This window comes from Streptomyces sp. NPDC015144 (assembly GCF_043079735.1).
Lineage (GTDB): Bacteria > Actinomycetota > Actinomycetes > Streptomycetales > Streptomycetaceae > Streptomyces.
Map to the genome: position 1 here is coordinate 1 of NZ_JBIBUU010000003.1, position 15611 is coordinate 15611.

A 15611-nucleotide genomic window follows, 5' to 3' on the forward strand; every position below is an offset into this window, starting at 1 on the left:
AGGACCTGTCTTCAAACTGCCGCCTGCCGTGCGGCGCCCGGCACGCACGCTCGCCGCGTTGTCGGGGTCACCCCGATACATCCAGTATCGGGGTGCCCCTCCGCCTTGCGATCGCACGCACCGGACACCGCACGGCCCGGCCTCCGGCCGGACGACGGCAGTTTGAAGACAGGTCCTAGGGCCGTGGCGCAAGGTAATCTCCCGTGTTCATGCTGAAGCGGAACCTGTCGCCGTAGTCGATGAAGGACGACGTGCTGTTCTCCTCGGCGTACAGCCTGCGCAGCTCGTCCGTTCCGGAGGGTGTGGGCGGCCCCAACTCCACAGATTCTCCCGCCACTTGGATGAACGTACGGCCGTTCCGGTGGACGGCCTCGGTGTCCGAGCAGCGCACCACGTATCCCAGGCGGGTCGGGAGCAGCTCGGCGGCCAGCCCCGAGGGGCGGATCTCGTGCGTGTACAGCCGGTTGGTGGACAACGGCATGAAGAAGACGGAGCCGGGGTGGAGGGTCAGCGTGAACCGCGCGGGGAGCGCGGCCCCGGCAGGCTGCCCGGCCGGGTCCTTGAGGCGGAAGCGGAGCCTGGTCAGCCCGCTGGTGCCCCGTACGCCGTGGTCGAAGGGGTCCCCGGGCAGGGGGCGCAGTCCGTCGAGCCGGTCGTAGAAGGTGCAGAAGGCCATGATGCCGTTGGCGGGCATGTCCTTGGTCTTGTCGGCGTGGGCCGAGATCCTGGCCTTGGACTGCTTGCGTTCCGCCGTCGCGTGGGTGTTGTGGTAGATCTGCGCGAGCACGTGGTTCAGCGGCGCCTGGCCCCGGAACACGGTGGCGGCCTCGCGGTTCAGGGCCTCGACGATGTGCGTGTCGGTGGGGCGGAAGTTCTCGGTCGGCCCCGAGAGGTTCGTGGAGCACCGCAGCAGGCGGAAGCGGAGGTCGTCGCCGTCGCGGGTGACGGGGGTCAGATAGATTCCGCTGCGGTGCGCCGTGCCGGGCTTGGTGGACTCCGTCAGGGACTGGAACGCGTGCTCCGCGACGATCCGCCCGAAGTGGTCGTCACCGGGTTCGAAGAACCGGGGGTAGTACACCCCGGCGCCGTGCACGCGGACCGGGACCCGGCCGATCCCGACGGCGTCCCACGGCGCCGCCGCGTCGTCCTCGTCGTCACCGTGCGACAGCTCGCGGACGGCGAACACCCGCTCCGCCGAACGCAGTTGGTGTCGGTCGATCCCGGACAGGTCGCCGCACAGGTAGACGGTCCTGCCCGTGAGGGCGGTCGGAGTGGAGGCGAGGTCGTCCGGGGCGATCACCGTGCCGAAGAAGTCCCCGAGCCGGTCGTCGTCCCGCAACGCCGAAGGCGCGACCAGGATGTTGCCCGTATCGTCGACGCGGGCTTCCGCCGGTTCTGCCGTGTTGTTCATCGAGTGGTACCCGCCCTTTCGTGGCGTGGGAACGGACCGCGCTCCTCCGCCTCGGCCGTGACGCGCGGACGAGGAGGACGGGGGCGGGCCCTGGCCGGGGTCAGCCGTACACGTAGGCCAGGAACAGCACCACGAAGAGCACGGCGGATCCGCCGAGCAGGGTCAGTGCCGCCGGGACCGCCGCCGTCAGTCGCCGCTTGCCCTTGCGGAGGCCGGAGCGGAACACCTTGAAGGTGAGAACGAGCGGTGCCACCAGGAGGACGAGGACGACCAGTGGCACGAGGATCCGGGCGGCCATGGGGGCGCCGGAGTCGTTGATCAGACTCCAGGAGGCGTTGCAGAAGAGCACGGCGGGGCCGGCCGACAGATAGAACGAGAGGCCCAAGGCCACGGCAACGGTCACTCCCTCCGTCAGCCGCTCGGTCCACGTGACCTCCGGACGCGCTTCCGCCATCTCCCCGCCCCCCACGCCGGTGACCTCGGACACCGAACCCCGGTGTCGGCACCCCGGCCGAATCGTTCAGTCCGTGACCAGGGGAACGATAGCGCCAGGGCTCGGGGCGGCCGGCACCGCGGATGCCGATCCGGCTCAGGGGCCGACGGCGTGTTCGGTGAACCGGCCGCAGGGGTGGAACCCCAGGCGGCGGTATACGGGTTCGCCGTCGGCCGACGCCTGGAGGACCGCGATGCGGTGGTTCCGGTCGAGGTCGAGGCCGAAATCGAGGCTGAGGTCCTGGTCCCGGTCGCGGGCCGTGTGGAGTGCCGCGAGGGTGATGGCGCCGCCGTAGCCCCGTCGTCGGTGGGATGCCAGGGTGGAGATGTTGTAGATCCCGGCGACCCCCGCGTGGTGGAACACCTCGGCGGAACAGACCGGACGGCCCGCCACGTAGCCGACCAGGTACCGGGCCGGGCAGGTGGCGGCCAGCGCCTGCGGGGCGGCCCGTGCCAAGAAGCGGCGGACGGTGTCGGCGGGTGGGTCCCAGTTCGCGGCGAGGACCGTGGCGTAGTCGGCGAGCTGCTCGGGCGTGGTCACCGGCTGGATGTCCAGGTCCCGGACGGCGGGCGTCGGCAGGGTGTCGTCCAGCTCGGCCCACATCGCCGTCTCCTGCTCGGACGCGGGCAGGCCGGCCGCCGTCAGCCGGGCGGTGAGGTCCGGCGGTGTCGAGGCGGGCCCCACCCACCAGGAGAACGGGCGGCCGGTGCGTTCCAGCGTCCGGACGGTTTCGGCGATCCGCGCCGTGGCGTCGGTGACGGTGAAGCGGGCCGCGGCGACGATGTTGAACGTGTCGTCGGCCAGACCGCTGTCGGCGACCAGTAGATCGCCGGTCTCCGCGACGGTCGCACCGGACATGCTCCGGTGCAGGTGGCAGGCGTGTTCCGCCAGATTCCGCTCCATCCGGTCGGCCAGGTCCGCCAGGTCGGCGGCATCGAGGGAATGTTTCTTCATGGTGCTTGATCCCAGCACGACCGGACCGGAACCGCATCCGGATTCTGGCCGTCCGGCGGTCACCCGGTCCCGGTCCCGGTCCCGGCCGCGCGCCGGAGGTGGCGCATCGCCGGGTCCCAGAGCGGGGGGACCGCTCCGTCCGGCGGCAGGTCGGCCGGCCGGGCCGGGGCGGGGGACGACGTCTCGGAGGAGATCAACTCACGGTAGTCCGCGTCCAGTTCGGGCGCGGGGGCCGCGCGGGGCTTGCGTACCCGTGAACGTTCCGCCTCCGCCGCCACCCGGTCCAGCTCGGGCGCGGCCTGCCGTGCCAGCCAGTCCGGGCCGTGCAGCGCGGATTCCAGGTCGTCCAGGGCGCGCAGCGGATCCTTGACGTGGTCGGCGATCACCAGACCACGGACGTAGCGCAGCACGGCCCGGTCGCCGGGCCGCTCGATCCAGGTGCTCAGCGCCATGTCGCAGCAGTGCAGCGCGGTCTTCGGCTGGTGGTGCAGCAGGGCCGAGCAGACATCCATCAGCCAGGCGTCCGGGGTGAACGAGCCCCCGCCACCGACGCGCCAGGACTGCGCCGCGCGGTACAGCCCGTACCAGTCACCCGCGTCGAGCAGCCCGAGACACTGTTCGCGCCACCACGAGGCGGGGCGCCCGGCGGGCCGGGCAGAGGTCGCAGCCATGCCCGGAAGCCTACCGGCGGGGGCACGGGCGCACCCCCGCCGGTAGGCGTGGCGGTTCCCGACCGGGCAGCTCAAGGCCGGGCGGCCGGGGAGCGGGCGGCGGCGCGGCCGGTCGGTCAGTTCAGCCGGGTGTCCGCGTAGACGACCATCGCGTCGCGCTGGTACTCGGCCAGCCCGTCGGCGATCCGGTCGAAGTTCGCCCGGAACCGGGGGTCGTCGACGTACGTCTGGGCGAGCCCCTTGTACGCCTCCGCGCACGGGGTCCAGAACCGGCACACGCCCTGGTAGAGGGTGTCCACCTCGGCCTGCACCACCGGGTCGGTGACGGGTGTGCCGGCCGTCATGAACTCCGCCATGCGGATCATCTGCGCCGTCACGTCACGCTGCCACTGCTCCATGCCCTCGGGGGTCATTCCCGCGATGGCCTGCTGGGACTGCTCCCACTGCTCCGGCCACCGCTCGCGTGCCTCCGCGTCGTGCTGTCCCGCCTCGAACCCCTCGAACAGGTTCTCCGGCCTGTTGATCTCTGCCATGCCGTCCTCCTTGCCTCTCTCCAGTTCGGCGATGGTCCGGCTCACGGTGCGGGCGAGCGTCTCCAGCCGGTCGCGTTCCGTGAGCAGCCGATGGTGGTGCTCGCGGAGCGCGGCCAACTGATCCACCTGGCTGTCCAGGACCGCCTGGATCTCGCGCAGTCCCAGGCCCAGCTCCCGCATCAGCAGGATCTGCTGCAACCGCAGCAGTCCGGGCTCGTCGTACTGGCGGTGCCCGTTGCTCCCGATCCGTGCCGGTGGCAGCAGGCCGATCTCGTCGTAATGCCGCAGCGTCCGGGAGGTCACGCCGGACATCCGGGCCACATCCGCGATCGACCAGGTCATCGCCCCGCCTCACCTCGCCGGGCCGGTCTTTCCGGCCACACCCAGGACGGTAGGAGTTGACGCAGCGGAAGCCGCAAGCCGGAACCGGGAATCCGCGCCGTCGCATACGTACGCCCCCGCCGGAGGCATGGTTCCGGAGGGGGCGTACGAGGGGTGGGCCCGGGTCGGGGTGCCGAGTGGAGGATCAGCAGCTCTGCCAGAGCCGGGTCATGACGCGGACGCCGAAGCGCAGTCCCTCCAGCGGGACGCGCTCGTCCACGCCGTGGAAGAGACGGCCGTAGTCCAGGTCGTGCGGGAGCTTCAGCCCCTTGAAGCCGAAGCAGCGGATGCCGAGGTGGGTGAACGCCTTGGCGTCGGTGCCGCCCGGGTTGCAGTACGGGACGGGGTGGCCGTCCGGGTCCTCGGCGCGGACGGCGGCGCACATGGCGTCGACCAGCGGGCCGTCGAACGTGGTCTCCATCGCGATGTCGTGGTTGACCCACTCCCGGCGGACCGAGGGCAGCAGGAGGCGGTCGATCGTGTCGATCAGCTCCTGCTCGTGGCCGGGCAGGAAGCGGCCGTCCACCCGGGCGGTCGCCTTCCCCGGGATCACGTTGGTCTGGTAGCCCGCGGTGAACATGGTGGGGTTGGCCGAGTTGCGGAGCACCACCTGCATGAAGTCGGAGACCGGGCCCAGCCTGGCGAGGCTGCCCTCGATGTCGTCCTCGTCGAACTCGACGCCGTAGAGCCGGGCGGCCTCCTCCAGGAGGGCGCGGACCGGTTCGATCAGCCGGATCGGGAAGGTCTCGCGGCCGATCCGGGCCAGCGACTCGGCGAGGTCGGTGACGGCGTTCTCGTCGTTGGGGGACGAGCCGTGGCCGGCCCGGCCGGTGGCGGTCAGCTCCATCCAGGCCATGCCGCGCTGGGCGTTCTCGATCGGGTACAGGCGGCGGGTGTCGTCGATCGCGAAGGAGAAGCCGCCGCCCTCGCCGATCGCCTCGGTGACCCCGGCGAACAGCTCCGGGCGGTGCTCGACCAGCCAGTGCGCGCCGAACTTTCCGCCCGCCTCCTCGTCGGCGAGGAAGGCCAGGACCAGGTCGCGGGAGGGGCGGGTGCCGGTGCGGGCGAAGTGCCGGGCGGTGGCCAGCATCACGGCCACCGTGTCCTTCATGTCGATCGCGCCGCGCCCCCACAGGTAGCCGTCGCGGATCTCACCGGAGAACGGCGGCACCCGCCACTCGGCGGCGTCGGCCGGTACGACGTCCAGGTGGCCGTGGACCAGCAGCGCGCCGCGTCCGGGGTCGGCGCCCGCGATCCGGGCGATCACACTGGCCCGGCCCGGGGCCGACTCGACCAGCTCGGAGGCGATGCCCACCTCCGCGAGGCGGGCCACCACCCAGTCCGCGCAGGCGCGCTCGTCGCTGGTGGGGTTGGAGGTGTCGAAGCGGATCAGCTCGGCGCAGAGCCCGATCACCTCGTCCTGGGCCTCGGCGGACGCCGGGACGAGCGGGGTGGAGCCGGGAGTGGAGCCGGTGGTGGTGGGGTCGGGGGTGGTCATGCTGCTCCCACAGGGGTCGTCGCGGGGGTGGCGGGGGCGGTGGTGTCGTCCTCGTCGTCCAGGGCGGAGGTGCCGTACGGCTTCACCCAGCCCAGCAGGCCGAGGACGCTGTACAGGACGAAGGCGGTGGCCAGCGAGTTCAGGGCCGGTATGCCGCCGTCGTAGAACTTGCCGACGCAGAACGCGGCGATCCAGATGGCGAGGGACATCGGCACCCAGGTCGGCGAGGAGGCCGGAAGGGTCTCCGAGGCGCGCGTCTCGTCCAGCGGCTTGCGCATCCGCTTCACGATCCAGTACTCGGCCACGATGATCCCGCCGATCGGCGGGATGGCGACGCCGAGGACGGAGAGGAACTCGGTGAAGTGGGTCATGATCCCGACGGCGGACAGGACCGTGCCGGCGACGCCGAGGACGATCGTGACCACACCGCGGTGCAGCCGCTTGCCGAAGACGACCTGGAAGAAGTTGACGACGCCGAGCGAGGAGCCGTACAGGTTCCAGTCGTTGATCTTCGCGGTGGACATCAGGACCACCAGCACACCGAAGACGCCCGAGGTGGAGAGCACGATGTGCGACACCTCGCTGCTCTTCACCAGGTGGCCCAGGAGCACACCCGTCATGCCGACGATGTACTCGGAGAGGATCATCGACGAGGCGCTCTGGACGAAGACGTGCGAGCCCTTCCGGTTGTACCGGGTCATTTCCGGGGCCACGATCGCGCCGGTCATGAAGCCGCCCGCGATGGCGGTGGCGGCGACGGCCAGCGGGATGGTCTGGCCGGGCGGCGGGGAGCTGATCAGGTCGCTCAGGGAGTGGTCCTTCAGCGTGGAGATCACCGACCAGGCGACCATCGCGAAGAACAGCGGCGTGACGATCTTGGCGAAGACGGCCATGTACTTGAAGCCGAAGATCACCAGGGCGGTGATGCCCACTCCGGCCAGCACGCACCACATCCAGGACGGGCCGCCGACCAGTGCCGAGACGCTGTTGCCGAAGATCGTGTTCTGGACGCCGAACCAGCCGACCAGGCTGACCGCGATCACGAAGCTGACCAGTGCGGAACCGTTTCTGCCGAAGCCGACCCAGCGGGTCAGCATCGGGGTCGCCAGCCCCTCGCGCATCCCGGCCAGACCGATCGCGAAGATCACGATCTCCAGGATCACCGCGCCGAGGGTGAAGGCGAGGAAGGCGTCGCCGAAGGTCATCCCGACGCCGATGGTGGCGCCGAGGGTGAACTGCGAGATCGAACCGGACTGGGCCAGCCACTGGAGCAGCATGGACCAGAAGCCGAAGCGCTTGTCGCGCGGGACGCGGGAGAGCGCGTAGTCGTCGCTGCCGATGGCCTTGGTCTCGTGGGCCCCGGCCTCGGCCTGCGGGGTGGCTGCCATCAGGACTCCTGCTGGGGGGTACGGCCGAGGGTCTGGAGGTGTGCCAGGGACCCGTAGCGGTTGACGAGGTTGTCGAACTCCACCGCGTCGTGGAAGTCCAGGTGGCCGCCGCCGAAGGACTTGGCGACCTCGACGGCGTAGCGGGCGGCGGACGCGATGTCCGTCTCGTGGCTCGCGCCCGTACCGCAGCCGGGCACCGCGGCGGCCGAGGTGATGGCCAGACCGACGACCGGGGCAGCCGTCGCGGTGGCGGGCTGGAGGATCGAATTGATGTGGTGTGCACCATTACCGTACGGGGTGATGTCCTGTGTGGTCACGGGGTACGTGACCAACGGCTCACCGGTCACCACGGCCAGGAGCTCGCCGAGGCGCTCGCTGACCCGGAGCACCCAGCCCTCCTTGACGGTGGGCGAGAGGGCGAGGCCCTTGTGGTTGATGATGCGGTTGCCCTTGGTGGTGTCGATGGAGAGCACGGCCTCCATCTCGTCGGTCACCTCGTGGCGGTTCATCGTCGCGATGTCCACCGGCGAGCCCATGAACGGCACCGGGTCGTGCGGCTCGGTCGGCGCGTTCGGGCAGATGTGGGTGGCGACGATCACATCACCGGGCAGCACGTCGCCGCGGCGGCGCATGTCGAGCAGCTTGGCGGCGGTGGCGACGGCGGCGACCGCGCCGTCGGCGTCGGAGACCAGGCCGGTCACCTCGGGCCGGGCGCCGATGCCGCCGAGCCGGCCGACCACGCCGAGTGTGCGGGCGTCGCCGCCGGACGAACGTCCTCGGGAGCCGGGGACGCGGACCATCACGAAGTCCGTCGAGCCCTGCTCGCCGATGACCGTGGTGACCTGCGCGGACGAGCCCTCGGCACCGCTCACGGAGTCGAGGTACTCGACGACCGCCTTGCCGTTGGCCTGGGGATCGTCCAGAAGATCGACGATGTCCAGTACGTACTTCAACATGGGGGGCCTTTCTCGCTCGTCCGGTCCCGCTGACCGGGGCCCCCGGCCGGCGCTCGACGGGGGAGAGGCGCGGGGCGGGGTGCTGAGGCCACATTCGGGATCGGATAGCGTTGAGCGCAACAGTTTCCCGTTATTTGCAATTCAGGTCTGAATGGTGAGATGACGATGGCGGAGTTCGATCTGGACCGGCGCACCCCCGCCGGAGCCCTGCAAACCGTCGACCGGGCGCTCCTCGTGCTGCTCGCCTTCGAGCGGACCCGGCCCGACTGGGGCGTCACCGAGGTCGCCGAGGAGTTCGGCTGGGACACCTCGGTGGCCCAGCGGCTGCTCGCCACCCTCGCCGGACGCGGCTTCCTCGTCTCCGACCCGGCCACCCGCCGCTACCGCATCGGCCCCGCCGTGCTCCGCCTGGGCAGGCTCTGGGAGCGCTCCGGCTCGCTGGAGCTGCTGGCCGGGCCGGTCCTGGAGGAGCTGTGCCGGGTCACCGGCGACACCGTGCTGTTCTGCCTGCCGGACAGCTTCCACATGCGGTGCGTCGCCGCCGAGGAGGGCGAGGCCGGGCCGCTGCGCTACTACCCGCTGGTCGGCGAGCTCTACCCGGCGCACGCCGGGGCGACCAGCAAGTCGTACTACGCCTACCTGCCCGACGAGCAGCGCCACCGGCTCTTCCGGGGCCGTCCGATGGCCCGCTTCACCGAGCGGACGGTCACCGACCCGGACCGGCTGGAGGAGGAGTTCCTCCGGATCCGCGCCCAGGGGTACGCCTGGACGGTCGGCGAGTACGACACCGGCATCGCCACCGTCGCCGTCCCCGTCTTCCTGGGGCGCGAGCCCTACGGCAGCCTCAGCCTCGGCGGCGCCGAGCAGCTCTTCGCGGGGGCGCCGGACGACCGGCTCGACGCGCTGCGCCACGCGGCCGGGCTGCTGGAGCAGCGGCTCACCCGCCCGCCGCAGCGCCCCAGGCCCCGCGCCCGCCGCCCCCGTACGGCCTGACGCCCGTCACCGCACCGCAAGAGACCGCCAAGGGTCCGCGGGCCGTCATGAGTCCCCGAGGGACCGTCATGAGTCCGCCAGAGACACGAGTCCGCTAGAGACCGGAAGAGAACCGAGAGGTACCGATGAATCTGCTGCTGCTCTCCAACTCCACCCAGTACGGCCGGGGTTACCTGGAACACGCCCTCGACACCGTCACCGCGTTCCTGCCCGAAGGCGCCCGGCTGGCCTTCGTCCCGTACGCGCTCGCCGACCACGACACGTACACCGCCCGGGTCCGCACCGCCCTCGAACCGGCCGGGATCACCGTGCGCGGGGTGCACGAGAACACCGACCCGGTCGCCGAACTCGCCGCGTCCGACGCCGTGTTCATCGGAGGCGGCAACTCCTTCCGGCTGCTGAGCGCGCTGTACCGGACCGGTCTGCGCGAGGCCGTGACCGAGGCGGTACGGGAGGGGCTGCCGTACATGGGCGCCAGCGCGGGCACGAACATGGCGGCGCCGACCCTGCGGACCACCAACGACATGCCGATCGTGCAGCCGCCGTCCTTCGAGACGCTCGGGCTCGTCCCGTTCCAGATCAACCCGCACTACCAGGACCCGGATCCGGCCAGCACCCACAAGGGCGAGACCCGCGAGGAGCGGCTGACGGAGTTCCTGGAGGAGAACGACGTGCTGGTGCTCGGGCTGCGCGAGGGCTCCTGGCTGCGTGTGGAGGGCGACCGGGCCGCCGTCGACGGCGCCCACCCGGCCCGGCTGTTCACCCGCGACACCCCGCCGCGGGAGCTGGCGGCGGGGTCGGACGTCTCGTGGCTCCTCACGACGGCACCGCGGTTCGACGCTCCGGCGCGCTGAGCTCCAGCACCAGATCGGCCTCGACCGGCAGGCCGTCGCCCGGGTGGGCCGCCGGGCGGGCGCACGGGGCGAAACCGGCCGCCGAGCCGGCCAGTACGTAGCTGCCGCCGTGCGGGGCGGCCAGGGCGTAGTGGCCGTCCTCGCCCGCCACGGTCAGGCCGGCCTGGCGCCCCCGGTGGTCGATCAGCGTCACATTGGCGCGGGCCACCGGGGCGCCGTCCGCGTCCAGCACCCGCCCCCGGAAGCCGCCCGAACCGGCCACCGGGCGGGAGGCCGCGGGGGAAACGGGGGCCGTGGGCGCCGGGGCCCCGTCCTCGCTGCTCGCCAGCAGGACCGGGCGCGCCGGCGCGCGGCGGGACGGCAGGAACGAGGCCAGCACCAGCCCCGCCACCACCGCGCCCGTGGCGATCAGGAACGAGATGCGGAACCCCTCCATCGAGGGCAGCACGGTCCCGCCCGTACGGATCGAGGTGTTGGCCAGCACCATGCCGATGACCGCGCTCGACACCGATGTGCCGATCGACCGCATCAGGGTGTTCAGCCCGTTGGCCGCACCGGTCTCGGACGGGTCGACCGCGCCGATGATCAGCGCGGGCAGCGAGGAGTACGCCAGTCCGATGCCCGCACCGAGCACCACCGCGATCACCACGGTCTGCCAGGCGGCGCTCATCAGCCCGAGCCCCGCCCCGTAGCCGACGGCCATCACCAGCATGCCGAGCATCAGGGAGACCTTGGGGCCCCGGCGGGCGGAGAGCCGGGCGTACAGCGGGGCGACGAGCATCATCGTGATGCCGAGCGGCGCCACGCACAGCCCCGCGACCACCATCGACCGCCCGAGCCCGTACCCCGTGGACTCCGGGAGCTGGAGCAGTTGCGGCAGGACCAGCGAGACCGCGTAGAACGCCACCCCGACCATGATCGAGGCGAGGTTGGTCAGCAGCACCTCGCGCCGGGCGCTGGTGCGCAGATCGACCAGCGGGGTCGGGCTGCGCAGCTCGAACAGGCCCCACAGGACCAGGACCAGCAGCGCGGTGGCGATCAGGCCGAGCGTGGCGGGCGAGGTCCAGCCCCAGTCGGCGCCCTTGGTGATCGGCAGCAGCAGGCAGACCAGTCCGAGCGAGAGCCCCAGCGCCCCGGGCAGGTCGAAACGGCCGGGGGCGCGCAGCGAGGTCTCCGGCACGGCGAGGACGGTGAGCGCCATCGACAGCACCCCGAGACCGGCCGAGCCGAGGAACAGGGCGTGCCAGTCGGCGTGCTGGGCGACCAGCGCGGCGGCGGGCAGCGCCAGCCCGCCGCCCACCCCGATCGACGAACTCATCAGCGCCATCGCCGAACCGAGCCGCTCCCGGGGCAGTTCGTCGCGCATGATGCCGATGCCCAGCGGAATGGCGCCCATCGCGAAGCCCTGGAGGGCGCGCCCCACGATCATGACCACGAGTTCGTCGGTGAAGGCGCATATCAGGGAGCCGACCACCATCACGGCGAGACTGGCGAGCAGCATCTTCCGCTTCCCGCGGAGATCACCGAGCCGACCCATGATCGGGGTGGCGACGGCCCCCGCGAGCAGCGTCGCCGTCATCACCCAGGTGGCGTTCGACGGGGCGGTGTGCAGCAGGGCGGGCAGGTCCTTGATGACGGGGACGAGCAGGGTCTGCATCACCGCGACGGTGATGCCCGCGAAGGCGAGCACGGGGACGATCCCGCGACCGGCCTTGCGCGGACGGGGATCGGGGAGCTCCCCGGGGTGCTGTTCGTTCGTCGTCTGTGGCATGCGTGCGGCCTCCGGGCGGCGTGGTCGAGGTCGGGAGGAGAGGTACGGGCGGTGCGGGCGGGCAGCTCCGGCCGCCGACTGTGTGCACTGTGAAACCTTTCAGGCGTCCGGTGTATTCCGGTGAACGTGGCGCGAACGGGGCGCGGTGGCGCACGTGTTGGGCGCACGGGGGCGGACCGGTCCCGATCCACCCGTCATCTGACCTTCCGTCAGAATGGAACGTGTTCTACTCTTGCGGCCGTTCCAGTGGCTGCGACCGGCGAGGATCCGCATGGGCATCGGAATCACCGAAGAACACAGGGAACTGGCACGGGCCGTACGGGGCCGCCTGGCGCGCGCCGTACCACCGGAGGAGATCCGCGCCCTGCTCGACGCGGACACCCCGGGCACCCCCGGCGCGCGCCCCAAGTACTGGGACGCGCTCGCCGAACAGGGCCTGCTCTCCCTCCACCTCCCCGAGGAGCACGGCGGCGACGGCGGCCGCCTCCTCGACCTGGCCGTGGTCCTCGAAGAGGCCGGACGCGCCGCCCTCCCCGGCCCCTACCAGGCCACCTCCCTCGCCTCCACCGTGCTTGCCGAGTCCGGACCGCCCGGCCTGGCGCGGGCCCTCGCGGCGGGGGAGCGCATCGGCGCCGTCGCACTCGCACCCGGCACCCTCACCGCCGTCGAGCACGGCGACGGCCACCTCCTCGACGGCGCCGCACCCCCCGTCCTCTCCGCCGCCGACGCCGACCTGCTGCTCCTGCCCGCCGCATCGGCCGCCGGGACCCTCTGGTTCGCCGTCGACACCGCCACCGAGGGGCTGACCGTCCGGGCGCACCACGGCGCCGACCCGACCCGGCCCACCGCCGAGGTCCGCGCCGCCGGAGTGCTCGTCCCCGCCGCCCGGATCGTCGCGACCGACTCCGTGCGCGTCCGCGACCTCGCCGCCGTCCTGTTCGCCGCCGAAGCCTGCGGAACCGCCGCCCAGGCGCTGCACCTGGCGTCCGAACACGCCAAGGTGCGTGAGCAGTTCGGTCGCCCCATCGGGCAGTTCCAGGGCATCAAGCACCTCTGTGCCGACATGCTCGTACGGGTCGAACGGGCCCGCGCGCTCGTCTGGGACGCCGCCCGCGCCGCCGACGAGGAGGGGACCGGGCCCGACGTGCGGTCCCTGACCGCCGCCCTCGCCGCGTCCGAAGCCCTCGAAGCCGCGTTCGGCTGCGCCAAGGACTGCATCCAGATCCTCGGCGGCATCGGCTTCACCTGGGAGCACGACGCCCATCTGTATCTGCGCCGCGCCCTCGTCGCCCGCCAGCTGCTCGGCTCCGGCGACACCCACCGGCTGCGCGCCGCCCGGCTCGCCGAGGCCGGGACCCGGCGCGGGCTCGCCCTCGAACTGCCCGCCGAGGCCGGCCCGTACCGGGAGGCCGCCCGGGAGGCCGTGGCCGGGGCCCGGGGGCTCGACCCGAAGGCCGCCCGCCGCGCCCTCGCCCCGACCGGCTATGCCGCCCCGCACCTCCCGGCCCCCCACGGACTGGACGCGGGTCCCGTCCAACAGCTCGCCATTCAGAGAGAGTTGGCCGAACAGGGCATCCGGCTGAGCGACCTCGGGATCGCCACCTGGGTGGTGCCCTCGCTCATCGCCCACGGAACGCCCGAGCAGCAGGAGCGCTACCTGCTGCCCACCCTGCGCGGCGAACTCCTGTGGTGCCAGCTCTTCTCCGAGCCCGGCGCCGGCTCCGACCTCGCCTCCCTCCGCACGAAGGCGGAGCGGACCGAGGAGGGCTGGCGGATCAACGGCCAGAAGGTGTGGACCAGCGCCGCCCAGGGGGCCGACCACGGCATCCTCCTCGCCCGCACCGACCCCGACGCCCCCAAGCACCGGGGCATCGGCTACTTCCTCGTCGACATGAAGAACACCCCGGGCATCGACATCCGGCCACTGCGCGAGATCACCGGCGACCGGCTCTTCAACGAGGTGTACTTCGACGACGTCCTGCTGCCCGCCGACGCCGTCGTCGGCGCACCCCAGGACGGCTGGAAGGTCGCCCGCCACACCCTGGGCAACGAACGCGTCCACATGGCCGACCAGATGACCTTCGACACCGGCCTCGAAGCGCTGATCGCCCGCTCCGGCGAGCTCGACGGCGCCTGCCGGGCCCGGATCGGGGCGCTCGCCGCCGAGGCCCACGCGCTCGGCTGCATCGGACTGCGCACCACCCTGCGGCAGGTCTCCGGACTCGAACCCGGCGCCGGGGCCTCGGTACGCAAACTCCTCCAGACCACCCACCAGCAGAAGGTCGCCGAACTCGTCCTCGAACTGCTCGGCCCGGCGGGCGCCACCGGCGAAGGACCCCGGGAACGGGCCCTGCACGGCTTCCTGATGTCCCGCTGCCTGACCATCGCGGGCGGCACCACCCAGGTCCAGCTCAACGTCGTCGCCGAGCGCATCCTCGGCCTCCCGCGCGACTGAACACGAACGAAACCGAAGGGACCGCCCCCGTGAAACCCGTGAAGCTCATGAAGGCGTACGTCGTCGGCGTCGGCATGACGAAGTTCGAGAAGCCCGAGACCCGCGACTGGCAGTACTGGGACATGGTGAAGGAGGCCGGAACGGCGGCGCTCGCCGACGCCTCGCTCGACTACGAGCGGATCCAGCAGGCCGTCGTCGGCTACTGCTTCCAGCCCTCCACCGCAGGCCAGCGCGCCGTCTACGGACTCGGTCTGACCGGCATCCCCGTCTACAACGTCAACAACAACTGCGCCACCGGCTCCACCGCCCTGATGACGGCCCGCCAGTTCGTCGAGGGCGGCGGCAGCGACTGCGTCCTCGCGCTCGGCTTCGAGAAGATGACGCGCGGCCCGCTCGGCGGCGGGGGCGCGGGCGGCGCGGCCGCCGACTTCAAGACCTCGCCGGTCGCCCGCCACTACGGGATCATGGCCGCCGCCCACGGCTTCGAGGCGGGCCCGCCCACCGCCCAGATCTTCGGCAACGCGGCCCGCGAGCACATGGCGCGGTACGGGACCACCGAGGCGCAGCTCGCCGCCGTCGGCGCCAAGAACCACCGGCACTCGGTGAACAACCCGTACGCCCAGTTCCAGGACCCGTACACGGTCGAGGAGGTTCTCGCCGCGAAGCCCGTCCACCGCCCGCTCACCAAGCTCCAGTGCTCACCCACCTCGGACGGCGCGGCCGCCGCCGTCGTCGTCTCGGAACGCTTCGTCGAACGCCACGGCCTCGGCGACCGGGCGGTGGAGATCGCCGCCCAGGCCATGACCACCGACACCGGCGACTCCTTCGCCTCGGGCACCTGCATCGACGTGGTGGGCCCGGCGATGTCGCGGGCCGCCGCCCGCCAGGTGTACGAGGCCGCCGGGGTCTCGGCCGCCGACCTGGACGTCATCGAGCTCCACGACTGCTTCTCCATCAACGAACTCCTCACCTACGAGGCGCTCGGCCTCTGCGACGAGGGGGAGTCCGGGAAACTCGTCGAGTCCGGCGCCACCACCTACGGCGGCCGCTGGGTTGTCAACCCGTCCGGCGGGCTGATCTCCAAGGGCCACCCGCTCGGCGCCACCGGCATCGCCCAGGTCGCGGAGGTCACCTGGCAGCTGCGCGGCGAGGCGGGCGACCGCCAGGTGCACGGTGCCCGCACCGGACTGACCCACAACATCGGGCTCGGCGGCGCCGCCGTGGTGACCCTGCTGCGCCGCTGAACCTCGCCC

13 protein-coding genes are annotated in these 15611 nt (G+C 72.1%); 4 read left to right on the forward strand and 9 right to left on the reverse strand.

The window, feature by feature from the left end; translation table 11 throughout:
• Positions 1 to 175: 175 nt before the first annotated feature.
• The 8 genes from ACF08W_RS06740 to ACF08W_RS06775 all read right to left on the reverse strand — a co-directional run bounded on the left by ACF08W_RS06740 (position 176) and on the right by ACF08W_RS06775 (position 8285).
• Positions 176 to 1411, reverse strand: a complete 1236-nt coding sequence (locus ACF08W_RS06740; RefSeq protein ID WP_392278656.1) for a hypothetical protein — start codon at positions 1409 to 1411, stop codon at positions 176 to 178.
• A 100-nt stretch (positions 1412 to 1511) separates the two neighbouring features.
• Entirely contained in the window at positions 1512 to 1865 is a 354-nt protein-coding gene (locus ACF08W_RS06745; RefSeq protein ID WP_392278657.1) for a hypothetical protein, read from the reverse strand.
• Between the two features lie 135 nt (positions 1866 to 2000).
• The gene (locus ACF08W_RS06750; RefSeq protein ID WP_392278851.1) at positions 2001 to 2807 is read right to left on the reverse strand and encodes a GNAT family N-acetyltransferase; all 807 of its coding nucleotides are present in this window, start codon (positions 2805 to 2807) and stop codon (positions 2001 to 2003) included.
• Positions 2808 to 2917: 110 nt separating this feature from the next.
• Complete coding sequence (locus ACF08W_RS06755) at positions 2918 to 3529, reverse strand: hypothetical protein (protein WP_392278658.1); 612 nt, start codon at positions 3527 to 3529, stop codon at positions 2918 to 2920.
• 116 nt (positions 3530 to 3645) lie between these two features.
• The gene (locus ACF08W_RS06760; protein WP_392278659.1) at positions 3646 to 4404 is read right to left on the reverse strand and encodes a MerR family transcriptional regulator; all 759 of its coding nucleotides are present in this window, start codon (positions 4402 to 4404) and stop codon (positions 3646 to 3648) included.
• Positions 4405 to 4588: 184 nt separating this feature from the next.
• Entirely contained in the window at positions 4589 to 5941 is a 1353-nt protein-coding gene (locus ACF08W_RS06765) for a M20/M25/M40 family metallo-hydrolase (protein ID WP_392278660.1), read from the reverse strand.
• Positions 5938 to 7329 (reverse strand): cytosine permease, encoded by a 1392-nt coding sequence (locus tag ACF08W_RS06770; RefSeq protein WP_392278661.1) that lies wholly within the window; start codon positions 7327 to 7329, stop codon positions 5938 to 5940. The genes ACF08W_RS06765 and ACF08W_RS06770 overlap by 4 nt, the downstream gene beginning before the upstream one ends.
• Positions 7329 to 8285, reverse strand: a complete 957-nt coding sequence (locus tag ACF08W_RS06775) for a DUF1177 domain-containing protein (protein ID WP_392278662.1) — start codon at positions 8283 to 8285, stop codon at positions 7329 to 7331. The genes ACF08W_RS06770 and ACF08W_RS06775 overlap by 1 nt, the downstream gene beginning before the upstream one ends.
• Before the next feature lie 165 nt (positions 8286 to 8450).
• Here ACF08W_RS06775 and ACF08W_RS06780 point away from each other — a divergent pair, with 165 nt between their 5' ends.
• Together ACF08W_RS06780 and pepE are read left to right on the forward strand one after the other, a co-directional pair.
• Positions 8451 to 9278, forward strand: coding sequence for an IclR family transcriptional regulator (locus ACF08W_RS06780; protein WP_385204778.1), 828 nt, complete (start codon positions 8451 to 8453; stop codon positions 9276 to 9278).
• Between the two features lie 125 nt (positions 9279 to 9403).
• On the forward strand, positions 9404 to 10132 hold the full coding sequence (gene pepE, locus ACF08W_RS06785; protein WP_392278663.1) for a dipeptidase PepE: 729 nt from the start codon (positions 9404 to 9406) through the stop codon (positions 10130 to 10132).
• Here the strand turns inward: pepE and ACF08W_RS06790 are convergent.
• On the reverse strand, positions 10095 to 11903 hold the full coding sequence (locus ACF08W_RS06790; protein WP_392278664.1) for an MFS transporter: 1809 nt from the start codon (positions 11901 to 11903) through the stop codon (positions 10095 to 10097). The two genes, pepE and ACF08W_RS06790, sit on opposite strands and share 38 nt — an antisense overlap.
• A gap of 271 nt (positions 11904 to 12174) precedes the next feature.
• Here ACF08W_RS06790 and ACF08W_RS06795 point away from each other — a divergent pair, with 271 nt between their 5' ends.
• Positions 12175 to 14358 (forward strand): acyl-CoA dehydrogenase, encoded by a 2184-nt coding sequence (locus tag ACF08W_RS06795; protein ID WP_392278665.1) that lies wholly within the window; start codon positions 12175 to 12177, stop codon positions 14356 to 14358.
• Between the two features lie 47 nt (positions 14359 to 14405).
• Complete coding sequence (locus tag ACF08W_RS06800) at positions 14406 to 15602, forward strand: lipid-transfer protein (RefSeq protein ID WP_392278852.1); 1197 nt, start codon at positions 14406 to 14408, stop codon at positions 15600 to 15602.
• Positions 15603 to 15611 lie beyond the last annotated feature (9 nt).

Excerpts from the sequence above, each read along its gene's own strand:
- ACF08W_RS06765 (WP_392278660.1), bottom strand. The coding sequence starts at position 5,941 with ATGACCACCCCCGACCCCACCACCACCGGCTCCACTCCCGGCTCCACC.
- ACF08W_RS06790 (WP_392278664.1), bottom strand. The coding sequence starts at position 11,903 with ATGCCACAGACGACGAACGAACAGCACCCCGGGGAGCTCCCCGATCCC.
- ACF08W_RS06770 (WP_392278661.1), bottom strand. The coding sequence starts at position 7,329 with ATGGCAGCCACCCCGCAGGCCGAGGCCGGGGCCCACGAGACCAAGGCC.
- ACF08W_RS06755 (WP_392278658.1), bottom strand. The coding sequence starts at position 3,529 with ATGGCTGCGACCTCTGCCCGGCCCGCCGGGCGCCCCGCCTCGTGGTGG.
- pepE (WP_392278663.1), top strand. The coding sequence starts at position 9,404 with ATGAATCTGCTGCTGCTCTCCAACTCCACCCAGTACGGCCGGGGTTAC.
- ACF08W_RS06795 (WP_392278665.1), top strand. The coding sequence starts at position 12,175 with ATGGGCATCGGAATCACCGAAGAACACAGGGAACTGGCACGGGCCGTA.
- ACF08W_RS06780 (WP_385204778.1), top strand. The coding sequence starts at position 8,451 with ATGGCGGAGTTCGATCTGGACCGGCGCACCCCCGCCGGAGCCCTGCAA.
- ACF08W_RS06760 (WP_392278659.1), bottom strand. The coding sequence starts at position 4,404 with ATGACCTGGTCGATCGCGGATGTGGCCCGGATGTCCGGCGTGACCTCC.
- ACF08W_RS06800 (WP_392278852.1), top strand. The coding sequence starts at position 14,406 with ATGAAGGCGTACGTCGTCGGCGTCGGCATGACGAAGTTCGAGAAGCCC.
- ACF08W_RS06745 (WP_392278657.1), bottom strand. The coding sequence starts at position 1,865 with ATGGCGGAAGCGCGTCCGGAGGTCACGTGGACCGAGCGGCTGACGGAG.
- ACF08W_RS06775 (WP_392278662.1), bottom strand. The coding sequence starts at position 8,285 with ATGTTGAAGTACGTACTGGACATCGTCGATCTTCTGGACGATCCCCAG.
- ACF08W_RS06750 (WP_392278851.1), bottom strand. The coding sequence starts at position 2,807 with ATGGAGCGGAATCTGGCGGAACACGCCTGCCACCTGCACCGGAGCATG.
- ACF08W_RS06740 (WP_392278656.1), bottom strand. The coding sequence starts at position 1,411 with ATGAACAACACGGCAGAACCGGCGGAAGCCCGCGTCGACGATACGGGC.